11 protein-coding genes are annotated in these 10914 nt (G+C 74.5%); 6 read left to right on the top strand and 5 right to left on the bottom strand.

Annotated elements, in window-relative coordinates:
- The coding region (locus ACXJKG_RS14780) for an LCP family protein (RefSeq protein ID WP_456846508.1) at nucleotides 1-912 on the top strand (912 nt) is incomplete at its 5' end.
- Nucleotides 913-916: 4 nt separating this feature from the next.
- Here the strand turns inward: ACXJKG_RS14780 and ACXJKG_RS14775 are convergent.
- From ACXJKG_RS14775 to ACXJKG_RS14765, 3 genes are all read right to left on the bottom strand, one after another.
- Nucleotides 917-2044, bottom strand: a complete 1128-nt coding sequence (locus ACXJKG_RS14775) for an acyltransferase family protein (protein WP_456846507.1) — start codon at nucleotides 2042-2044, stop codon at nucleotides 917-919.
- A 71-nt stretch (nucleotides 2045-2115) separates the two neighbouring features.
- On the bottom strand, nucleotides 2116-2655 hold the full coding sequence (gene purE / locus ACXJKG_RS14770) for a 5-(carboxyamino)imidazole ribonucleotide mutase (protein ID WP_456846506.1): 540 nt from the start codon (nucleotides 2653-2655) through the stop codon (nucleotides 2116-2118).
- Nucleotides 2656-2745: 90 nt separating this feature from the next.
- Entirely contained in the window at nucleotides 2746-3912 is a 1167-nt protein-coding gene (locus ACXJKG_RS14765) for a 5-(carboxyamino)imidazole ribonucleotide synthase (RefSeq protein ID WP_456846505.1), read from the bottom strand.
- Between the two features lie 127 nt (nucleotides 3913-4039).
- Here ACXJKG_RS14765 and ACXJKG_RS14760 point away from each other — a divergent pair, with 127 nt between their 5' ends.
- Entirely contained in the window at nucleotides 4040-4537 is a 498-nt protein-coding gene (locus ACXJKG_RS14760) for a GtrA family protein (protein ID WP_456846504.1), read from the top strand.
- 4 nt (nucleotides 4538-4541) lie between these two features.
- On the opposite strand, the gene ACXJKG_RS14755 is transcribed toward ACXJKG_RS14760, so the two are convergent.
- Together ACXJKG_RS14755 and ACXJKG_RS14750 are read right to left on the bottom strand one after the other, a co-directional pair.
- The gene (locus tag ACXJKG_RS14755; protein WP_456846503.1) at nucleotides 4542-5864 is read right to left on the bottom strand and encodes a sensor histidine kinase; all 1323 of its coding nucleotides are present in this window, start codon (nucleotides 5862-5864) and stop codon (nucleotides 4542-4544) included.
- Between the two features lie 3 nt (nucleotides 5865-5867).
- A complete protein-coding gene (locus ACXJKG_RS14750; RefSeq protein WP_456846502.1) occupies nucleotides 5868-6566 on the bottom strand; it encodes a response regulator transcription factor in 699 nt (232 codons plus the stop codon).
- A 152-nt stretch (nucleotides 6567-6718) separates the two neighbouring features.
- On the opposite strand from ACXJKG_RS14750, the gene ACXJKG_RS14745 reads away from it, so the two are divergent.
- The 4 genes from ACXJKG_RS14745 to ACXJKG_RS14730 form a co-directional block, all read left to right on the top strand.
- On the top strand, nucleotides 6719-8035 hold the full coding sequence (locus ACXJKG_RS14745; protein WP_456846501.1) for a sensor histidine kinase: 1317 nt from the start codon (nucleotides 6719-6721) through the stop codon (nucleotides 8033-8035).
- Entirely contained in the window at nucleotides 8032-8748 is a 717-nt protein-coding gene (locus ACXJKG_RS14740; RefSeq protein ID WP_456846500.1) for a response regulator, read from the top strand. Before ACXJKG_RS14745 ends, ACXJKG_RS14740 begins: the two co-directional genes overlap by 4 nt.
- Nucleotides 8749-8852: 104 nt before the next feature.
- Entirely contained in the window at nucleotides 8853-9647 is a 795-nt protein-coding gene (locus tag ACXJKG_RS14735) for an ABC transporter ATP-binding protein (protein WP_456846499.1), read from the top strand.
- Nucleotides 9647-10914: FtsX-like permease family protein (locus ACXJKG_RS14730; protein WP_456846498.1), on the top strand; the 1268-nt coding region annotated here is incomplete at its 3' end. The genes ACXJKG_RS14735 and ACXJKG_RS14730, both read left to right, overlap by 1 nt.

Here is a 10914-nt window from a genome sequence, read left to right as displayed (position 1 = left end):
GTCCTGGTCCTCGCGGCCCTGCTCGCCTGGCCCGTCGGCCTGCTGGTGTGGGCCAACGGCAAGGTCCAGCACACCTCCGCCCTCAGCGGCGCGCCGAACACCCCCGGCACCACCTACCTGCTCACGGGCTCGGACTCGCGCGCGGACGGCGGCATCGAGGCCGACGGCACCGAGGGCGCCCGCACCGATTCGATCCTGCTGCTGCACGTGCCCGACCACGGTCCGACGGCGCTCATCTCGCTGCCGCGCGACACCTACGTGCAGATCCCCGGGCACGACGCGGCGAAGCTCAACGCGGCCTTCTCCTGGGGCGGCGCACCGCTGCTGGTGCAGACCGTCGAGGGGCTCACGGGCCTCACGGTCGACCACTACGCCGAGATCGGCATGGCCGGCGTCGAGCAGATCGTCACCGCGGTCGGCGGCGTGAACCTCTGCTACGACGCGGAGGTCAACGACGTCGACTCGGGCATGGTCTGGACGCCCGGGTGCCACGACGTCGACGGCGTCCAGGCGCTCGCGTTCGCCCGCATGCGCAAGTCCGACCCGACGGGCGACGTCGGCCGTGCCCAGCGCCAGCGCCAGCTCATCAGCGCCGTCATGGGCAAGATCCGGCCCAGCCAGCTGCTGGTCCACCCGTCCCAGCAGGTCGCGCTCATCGACGCCGGCACGGCCGCGCTGACGGTGAGCGACGAGACCGGCATCGTCGACATGGCCAAGCTGGCGCTCGCGTTCCGCGCCGCCAACGGCGCCGGCGGCATCACGGGCACTCCGCCGATCGCGAGCCTCGACTACCGCCCCGGCGGCGTCGGCTCCACCGTGCAGCTCGACCCCGACACGACCCCGGCGTTCTTCGCGGCGATCCGGGACGGGTCCCTGCCGGCCGGTCCCGTCGGCGGGATGCCCGGCGCCTGACGCGTCACGGCATCGCCTGCAGCAGGCGCGGGCCGCGCATCACGCGGTCGAGCACCACGGCGCGCGGCCGCTCGAGGGCGGCGAGCGTCACCCGGCGCAGGCGCGGGCCGCACGGCACCTCGACGAACCGGTGCACCAGCCAGGCCAGTGCGGTCACGACGACGAGCGCCGCGGCCAGCGCGACGGCGGCGGGCACCCGGTGCGCGAGCGACCCGATGACCGCGAGCCCCCAGTACTCGTGCACGAGGTACAGCGGGTACGTGAGCGTGCCGAGCGCCACGAGGCCGGGATGCTCCCAGCGCGACACCGGCGTGAGCGCCACGACCGCCACGGCGGCCACACAGCCGAGCACCGCGGCGGCGAGCAGCCAGGTCGACGGCACGTACCCGGTGGTCCGCTCGAGGACGGCCGCGCGGGACGGCACGACGAGGGCGACGRCCAGGCCCGAGCTCGTCGCGACCGCCACCCACGGGAGCACCGAACGACGTCCCGACTCGCGGTCGCGGAGCAGCACGAAGAGGGCCATGCCCGCGGCGAACAGCGGCGCGTAGTCCGAGATCAGCGCGGTCGCCAGGCCGTCGGCGCCCGCTCGCTCGGCGAGCAGCGCCAGCCACGGCCACAGCAGTGCGACACCGAGCACCCGCCGACGCGTGATGCCGACCAGCGAGAACACCCCGAGCAGCAGGTAGAACCGCAGCTCGGTCCAGAGGGTCCAGTAGACGCCGTCGACGTGGTCGACCCCCACGGCGGACTGCAGCATCGTGAGGTTCACCAGCACCTGGTGCACGGTGATCGCCTTGCCCTGCGGCCACACGAGGAGCAGCAGCCCGCCCGTGGCCAGCACGGCGACCCAGTAGGCGGGGTACAGCCGGGCGACGCGCGAGGCGACGACCTGCGCGGTGGGCCGGCCCCACGCCGTCATGAGGATGACGAAGCCACTGATCACGAAGAACAGCTCCGGGCCGAGCGAGCCGTACCCGGTCCATCGCCCCACGCCGCCCAGCTGCTCGGCCTGTCCGGGGCCCCACGCGCTGCTCGTCCGGCCGGTGAAGTGGTAGAGCACCACCGCCGCGGCGGCGGCGAAGCGGAGCGCGTCGAGGGCAGCGAGGCGCGGTCGGGAGGCGGTGGTCATCCGCTCGACGCTAGGCAGGCGCTGCCGGACCCGCACGCCGAGGGAGCCACCCCCACGAGCCCTTCACACGGTCAGACGCTGAACCCCACGCTCGGCCGTGACGTCGTCTGCGCCCGCAGCCGCTCGCCCTTGCCGTCGGCCTGGCCCTGCAGGTTCTCCTGGAACGTCGCCATCGCGGCACGCAGGCGGGCGGCCTGCTCCCCCTCGCCCGACGCGAGGATGCGCACGGCGAGCAGGCCGGCGTTGCGCGCCCCGCCGATCGACACGGTCGCCACCGGGACGCCCGCGGGCATCTGCACGATCGACAGCAGCGAGTCCATGCCGTCGAGGTACGCCAGCGGGACCGGCACGCCGACCACCGGCAGCGTGGTGACGGCCGCGAGCATGCCCGGCAGGTGGGCGGCTCCGCCGGCTCCCGCGATCACCACGCGCAGGCCGCGGTCGGCCGCGGACCGGCCGTACGCGATCATCTTCTCGGGCTGGCGGTGCGCCGAGACCACGTCGATCTCGACGGCGACGTCGAACTCCGCAAGAGCGTCGGCGGCGGCCTTCATCACGGGCCAGTCCGAGTCGGACCCCATGACGATCCCCACGAGTGCCTGCGCTGCCATCACCGTCTCCGTCCGCCCGCCCCGACGCCGCCACTGCGACGCCGCGCTCATCATGTCCCAGCGGGTGCCCGCACCGGCGCGGTGTTCGCGTCAGGCGGACGCGTCGCCCCGCAGCAGCGCGGCCGCGGCAACCGCGCGCCGACGGACGTCGTCGAGGTCGTCGCCGCTGACGTTCACGTGCCCGAGCTTGCGGCCGGCGCGCACCTCCTTGCCGTACAGGTGCACCTTGGCCGCCGGGTCCGTGCGGGCCACGTCGGCCAGCGCGTCCGTCGGGTCCGGCAGCGCGCTGCCCAGGACGTTCGCCATCACGGTCCAGGCGGACCGGGGGCCGGTGTCGCCCAGCGGCAGGTCGAGCACGGCGCGCAGGTGCTGCTCGAACTGGCTGGTCACCGAGCCGTCGATGGTCCAGTGGCCCGAGTTGTGCGGGCGCATCGCGAGCTCGTTGACCAGCACGCGCGGGGGTCCGCCGGCGGTGCCGGGCACCTCGAAGAGCTCGACGGCCAGCACCCCGGTCACGGCCAGGCCCTCGGCGATCCGGGTGGCGACGTCGAGCGCCTCCGCCCGGGTGGCCGGGTCGAGGTCCGGGGCCGGGGCAACGACCTCGGCGCACACCCCGTCCCGCTGCACCGACTCGACGACGGGCCACGTCCGCATCTCCCCCGACGGCCGCCGGGCCACCAGGACCGCGAGCTCGCGGGTGAACGGCACCTTCTCCTCGGCCAGCAGCGGCACCCCCGTGCCCTGGTCGGCGGCGGCGAACCAGTCCGCGACGGCGGCCACGTCGCGCACCACGCGCACGCCCTTGCCGTCGTAGCCGCCGCGCGACGTCTTCACCACCGCGACGCCGTCGTGGTCGGCGAGGAACGCGGCGAGGTCGGCCGCGGAGGGCAGCGTGCTCCAGGCCGGGACGGGCACGCCCAGGGCGGTGAGCCGGGTCCGCATGACGATCTTGTCCTGCGCGTGCACCAGCGCGGCCGCGTCGGGGTGGACGGCGACGCCGGCGGCCTCCAGCCGGTCCAGCAGCGCGTTGGGCACGTGCTCGTGCTCGAAGGTCAACGCGTCCGCGCCGTCGGCGAGGCGGGTGATGGCGTCCTCGTCGGAGGCGGCGCCGACGGGGGCGTCGACCACGACCTGGGCTGCCGACGACGTCGGGCTCTCGACCAGGACCCGCAGGTGCAGCCCCAGCGCCGTCGCCGCAGGCGCCATCATGCGGGCCAGCTGCCCACCGCCGACCACTGCCACCACGGGTGCTGTCACGGGCGACGACACTAGTCGAGCGCCCCCGGCACCCCGAAACGCTTCGCCCCGGGGACTGTCAGGTGACGTCCAGGATCGCGGGCTATCCTCACGGGACCGACTGGTCCGTCGACACCCGAGGAGCTCCGTGAGCGACGAGCTGACCGCCGGACCGGCCGTCGCCGAGGTCCCGGTCGCGTCCGCGTCCCGCATCGCCGCCCTGCGCGCGCGGGGCTACGAGATCGCCCGCTTCCTCTCGGTGGGTGGCATCGCGTTCATCGTCGACCTGGGGCTCTTCAACCTGCTGCGGTTCGGCCCCGGCCACCTGCTCGAGCACAAGCCGATCACCGCCAAGGTCATCTCGGTCATCGCGGCGACGCTGGTCAGCTGGGTGGGCAACCGCCACTGGACCTTCTCCGGGCAGCGCACCGAGCGTCGCGCCCGTGAGCTCGTCGTGTTCACCGGGGTCAACCTGGTCGGCGCGGTCGTCCCGATCCTCACGCTCGCGTTCTCGCACTACACGCTCGGCCTGACCACGCCCCTCGCGGACAACGTCGCCACGGTGCTGGGCATCGCGATCGGCACGGTCCTGCGGTACGTCGGGTACAAGCGCTGGGTGTTCACGGGCCAGATCGCCCCCGCCTGAGGCCTCAGCGGCGACGGCGGTCCATCCGGGAGGACACGACCGCACCCAGCGGCAGCACCACGTCCGGCCGCAGCGACGCCGGCACGCCGGACAGGAACAGCGCGAACACCGCGGGTCGGCGCTGTGCCAGCTCCAGGCGCCCGCCGTCGGCCGAGGCCAGGTCGCGCGCCAGGGCGAGGCCCAGCCCCGTGCCCTTGCCGGACGTCACCTCGCGCTCGAAGATCCGGGGCGCCAGCTCGTCGGGAACCCCGGCGCCCTCGTCGGCCACCTCGACCACGATCGCGCCCGACGGCCCACCCGGGCGCGACCGCACGGTCGTGGTGCCGGCACCGTGCCGCAGGGAGTTCTCGATCAGCGTGGCGATGACCTGGGCGAGCGCGCCCGGCGTCGCGAGCACCTGGGTGCTGCGGTCGACCTCCACGACGAGCCGCCGACCGTTCGCCTCGAACGTCGGCTGCCACTCCTCCTCCTGCTGGTGCACGACCTCGAGCAGCCGGACCGCCTCGGTGGTCCCCCCGGCGAGGCGTCGCGAGCTGGCCAGGAGGTCGTCGACGACGCGCACGAGCCGTTCCACCTGCTCGAGCGAGATGCGGGCCTCCTCGCTCACGGAGGGGTCGTCGGTGGCGACCATGATCTCCTCGAGGCGCATCGACAGGGCCGTGAGCGGGGTGCGCAGCTGGTGGGAGGCGTCCGACGCGAACTGCCGCTCGGCGGCCAGCCGGCCGGCCATCCGGTCGGCGCTGCGGGCGAGCTCGGCGGCCACGAGGTCGATCTCCTCGACGCCCGACGGCTCGAGGCGCGGGCGCACCTGACCCGCCCCGAGCTGCTCGGCGGACGCGGCGAGGTACACCAGCGGCGCGGTCAGGCGGTTGGCCTGCCAGATGGCCATCGCGATGCCCGCGGCGAAGGCGACGACGGCCGCGACGACGACCAGCAGGATCACGCGGGCGCTGAGCCAGAAGACGTCCCACCACGACACGTAGAGCACGACCGTGGCGCCCGTGTCCGACGCGACCTGCACCGACAGGCTGCGGCCGTGGATCCGGTCGCCGGCCTGGTAGAGCTCCCCGTCGGGCGCACGGACGATCACCGAGGCCTGGATGTCGCCGGCGTCGCCCGTCGCGTTCTCGAGCATCCGGTCCGTGAGCGGGATGTCCTGCTCGACGCGGAAGTCGACCGCCCGCGCGACCGACTCCGCGCGCGACTGCAGGGACTGCATCTCGTTCTCGCGGACCAGCTGGGCGCCGAGGAACGCCAGGGGGAAGCCGAGCAGGACCACCGCGACCGTGACGGCCGCGATCGTCGCCTGCAGGACGCGACGACGCAAAGGTCAGGCCCGCTCGGCGCTGGCGCCGCCCGTCTCGAAGCGGAAGCCCATGCCCCGCACCGTGGTGACGTAGCGCGGGGCGTTGGCGTCGTCGCCGAGCTTGCGGCGCAACCAGGAGACGTGCATGTCGAGCGTCTTGGTCGAGCCCGTCGGGTCGGAGCCCCAGACCTCGCGCATGAGGGTCTCGCGGGCGACGACGGTGCCGGCCGCGCCGACCAGGACGCGCAGCAGGTCGAACTCCTTGGCCGTCAGGTGCAGCTCGCGCTCGCCCTGGAACGCCCGGTGCGCGGCCACGTCCACCCGCACGTTCTGGGCGTGCAGCTCGTCCTCGTCGCCCGGGTCCCCGACGCTGCGGCGCAGCAGTGCGCGCACGCGGGCCAGCAGCTCCGCGAGGCGGAACGGCTTGGTCACGTAGTCGTCGGCACCCGCGTCGAGCCCGACGACGAGGTCCACCTCGTCGGCGCGCGCCGTGAGCACCAGCACGGGCGTGGTCAGGCCCAGGTTCCGGATCGCACGGGCGACGTCGAGGCCGTCCATGTCCGGCAGACCGAGGTCGAGCACGACCAGGTCCGCCGCCGCTGCACCGTCGATCGCACCTTGACCCGTACCTTGCACGCGCACGTCATAACCTTCACGCCCGAGGGCGCGGGCCAAAGGCTCGGCAATCGCGGGATCGTCCTCGGCCAGCAGCACCTGGGTCATTCGCCCATGCTAGGTCATGGGACGGTCTTGACCGCCAGGGGGGCGCGCCTACAGGTTCCCGTAACCATCTGCGCCTGCGGGAGGACCGCGCGGCGGCGCGCGTCGTCCCCCGGGGGCACGCCGCCGTCGTCGCCCGCACCTACCCTCGTCTGGTGACCAGATGGGAACGGCTGCTGCGCTGGGAGGAGGCGCACCGGTTCGCCGTCGACGCCACCGGCACCGGGTTCCTGCTGCTCCTCATGGTCGCGACCGCCACCGACGTGTCGGGCACGATGCTGGGCGCGACCCGGACGTTCGCCAGCGCGCTCGTGTCGATCGCCGTCGTCGCGCCCCTGGCCTGGCGCCGCGTGCGACCCACCGCGTCGGCCGCCGCCGTGTACACCGCGGCGCTGCTGCAGGTGCTCTTCTTCACGCCGCTGATCCTGCCCGCCGACATCGCCGTGCTCGTGGCGCTGTACTCCGTCACCGTGCACGGCCCCCGCTGGGCGCACCGCGTCGCGATCGTCGGCGCGCTGGTCGGCTCGGTCCTGCTCGGCATCCGGATGAACGGGTGGTTCGACGCCCCGGGGGCCGCGGCGACCACCGTCTTCACCGCCGTCGTCGCCCTGTCCGTGTGGGCGTTCGGGCTGGTCCGGCGGTCGCGGAGGGAGACCATCGAGGCGCTGGTCGACCGGGCGCAGCGGCTGGAGGTCGAGCGCGACCAGCAGACCCAGATCGCGACCGCGGCCGAGCGCGCGCGCATCGCGCGGGAGATGCACGACATCGTGGCCCACTCGTTGACCGTCATGATCGCCCAGGCCGATGGCGGCCGGTACGCCGCCGACGCCGACCCGGCGGCCGCGACCCGCGCGCTCGGCACGATCGCCGAGACCGGGCGCGCCGCCCTCACGGACATGCGCCGCCTGCTCGGCGTGCTGCGGGGCAACACCGACGCCGCCCCGACCACGGGCGCGACGCCGACCATCCCCGGACCGGGCGGCCTCGGGCACGCCACGAGCCAGGGCTTCGCCCCGCAGCCCGCCGAGTCGGACGTCGGCGCCCTGGTCGACCAGCTGCGAGCCAGCGGCCTGCGCGCCTCGCTCGTCCGTCTCGGGGAGCCCCGGACCCTGCCGCCGGGGGCCGGGCTGACGGTCTACCGGATCGCGCAGGAGGCGCTGACCAACGTGCTCAAGCACGCCGGTCCCGACCCCCTGGTCACGGTGCTCGTGCAATGGCTGCCCGGCAGCATCGTCGTCGAGGTGAGCGACGACGGCCGGGGCGCCGCCGCGGACTCCGACGGGCTCGGACAAGGCCTGCTCGGGATGCGCGAGCGGGCCACGATGTTCGGGGGCTCGGTCAGCGCCGGACCGCGCCCCGGCGGCGGTTTCCGGGTCCGCGCCCAGCTGCCCACCCCCGGCGACAGCCCCAGCCCGCCCGACGAGAGGACCACCGCCGTGCCGAGCACCACCCAGGACGAGGCCGCCCGATGAGCGACGACCGCATCCGCGTGGCCCTCGTCGACGACCAGCAGCTGGTGCGCGCCGGCTTCCGGATGGTCATCGACTCGCAGCCCGACCTCGAGGTGGTGCTCGAGGCCGGCGACGGCGCCCAGGCGGTGCGCGCCCTGGACCCCGCGGCCCTGACGGTGACCGGTCCGGTCGACGTCGTCCTCATGGACGTCCGGATGCCGACCATGGACGGGTTGACCGCGACCGCGCAGATCACCGCGCGTGCCACCGAGGACCGTCCGGCGCCCCGCGTCATCGTCCTGACCACGTTCGACCTCGACGAGTACGTGCTGTCGGCCATCCGCGCGGGGGCCAGCGGCTTCCTGCTCAAAGACGCGCCGCCCGAGGAGATGCTGGGGGCCATCCGCACGGTGCACCGCGGCGACGCGGTCATCGCGCCGTCGAGCACCCGACGGCTGCTCGAGCACCTCGTGGAGGTGCTGCCGCCCGACGAGCCGGGGACGCCGACCGACCCCGCCCGGCTCGCCGTCGCCGACCTCACCGACCGCGAGCGTGAGGTGCTCGTGCTCATGGCGCGGGGCCGCTCGAACACCGAGATCGGCTCGGACCTCTTCGTCGCCGAGGCCACGGTCAAGACGCACGTCGGCCGCATCCTGGCCAAGCTGCACGCGCGCGACCGGGTCCAGGCGGTCGTCGTCGCGTACGAGACGGGGCTGGTCCGCCCGGGCGCCTGATGGGCCCACGGGATGACGGACGACCAGACCGGGGCCTGATGCGTCCGGTCGGGTCGGCTCCGTAGCGTCGGGAACGTCATCACCGCCCTCGAAGGAGCCATCTCGTGGACACCACCGTCTTCCGCCCGATCGACGCGGACGCCCCGCAGGAACCCGCCACCGTGGCCGTGAGCGCGCGGTCGCTGACCAAGGTCTACGGGCAGGGTGCCGCCGAGGTCCGGGCCCTGGACGGGGTCGACGTCGACTTCGCGGCCGGCGCGTTCACCGCGATCATGGGCCCGTCGGGCTCCGGCAAGTCGACCCTCATGCACGTGCTGGCGGGCCTCGACCAGGCGACCTCGGGCACCGCCCGGCTGGGCGCCACCGAGATCACCTCGCTCGACGACAGCGCGCTGACCCGCCTGCGCCGCGACCGGGTCGGGTTCGTGTTCCAGAGCTTCAACCTGCTCCCGATGTTCACGGCCGAGCAGAACATCCTGCTGCCGCTCGAGCTGGCGGGCAGCCCCGTCGACCGGGAGTGGTTCGACACCCTGGTCGGCACGCTCGGGCTCGGGCAGCGCCTGACGCACCGGCCGTCCGAGCTGTCCGGCGGCCAGCAGCAGCGGGTGGCCATCGCCCGCGCGCTCATCGCCAGGCCCGAGGTCGTCTTCGCCGACGAGCCGACGGGGAACCTCGACTCGCGCTCGGGGGCCGAGGTGCTCAGCTTCCTGCGCCGCTCGGTGCGCGAGCTGGGCCGCACGATCATCATGGTCACGCACGACCCGACGGCCGCCGCGTACGCGGACCGCGTGGTGCTGCTGGCCGACGGGCGCATCGCGGGCGACATCGCCGACCCGACCCCCGAGTCGGTGCTGACCGGCCTGGAGGCCCTGCGCACGCTCGACCAGGCGGGGATCTGATGCTGCGCCTCACCCTGGCGCAGATGCGCCGCAGCCTCGGGCGGCTGACCGCGGCCGCCGTCGCCATCGCCATCGGCACGGCGTTCCTGGCCACCACGCTGCTGGCCGGCAACGTCATGACCCGCACGGGTTACGACGCCATCACCGCGACCTACGCCGACGCCGACATCGTCGTCGACGGCGAGATCACCGACGCCCAGCTCGCCGCCGTGCGCGCGCTCCCGGACGTGCAGGCGGCCGAGGTCCTCGCACCCACCGGCGTCGAGGTCCGTCAGGGCGGTCAGAGCCGCTATCAGCTGATGCTGCCGACGTCGGACGAGCCGCACCTCGCGTCCGTCGTGGTGTCGGACGGCGCGACCCCGACCCGCAGCGGCGAGGTCGCGCTGCCCGCAGCGACCGCGACCGCCCTGGGCGTGGGCGTCGGCGACCACGTGCAGGTCCGGTGGTCCGCTCCCGTGCCCAGCGACTCGGCGACGGCCTCGAGCGACTCGACCGACCAGGAGTGGCGCACCGTCGACGAGGACGTCGTCGTGTCCGGCATCGCGACCGACCCCTCCGACGCGTGGTCCCAGTCGGGTGGTGCCGGCCTGGTGACCCCGCAGGACGCGCTGCGCTGGGGCGGCGTGGACTCCCTGACGGCCCTGGGCACCGACACGCTCGTCGCGGCCCGGCCCGGCGTGAGCCCGGAGGCCCTCCGCGACCAGGTGGGCCCGTTGGTGCCCGGCGCCGAGGCGCTCACCAAGGACGAGGCAGCCGCTCAGTCGGTCGCCGAGTTCTCCGACGGCGGGAACGTCCTGGTCACCGTCGTGCTGGGGTTCGCCGCCGTCGCGCTGCTGGTCGCCGCGCTGGTCATCGCCAACACGTTCCAGGTGCTCGTGGCCCAGCGGACCCGGACGCTCGCGCTGCTGCGGTGCGTCGGTGCCGGCAAGGGTCAGCTGCGCCGCTCCGTGCTGCTGGAGGCGGCGATCCTCGGCTCGACGGCCTCCGTCGTCGGGCTCGTGTTCGGCGCCCTGCTCGCGCAGAGCGCGCTCGTCGTGCTCGGCCGGCTCGACCTCGGGGTCCCGCTGCCCGACACCATCCAGCTCACGCCCGCCGTCGTCCTCGTGCCTCTGCTCGTCGGCACCCTGGTGACGGTGCTCGCGTCGCTGGTGCCCGCCCGGGAGGCCACGCGCGTCTCCCCCATCGCCGCCCTGCGGCCCGCCGACGCGCCGGTGGTCGGCGCCCGCGGCGGGCGGCTCCGCCTCGGCGCCGCGCTCGCGCTCACCGT

The sequence above is a fragment of the Cellulomonas sp. P5_C6 genome (assembly GCF_054049635.1).
The sequence above is the reverse complement of the archived record's forward strand: the minus strand, read 5'-3'. Positions and strand labels throughout refer to the sequence as shown.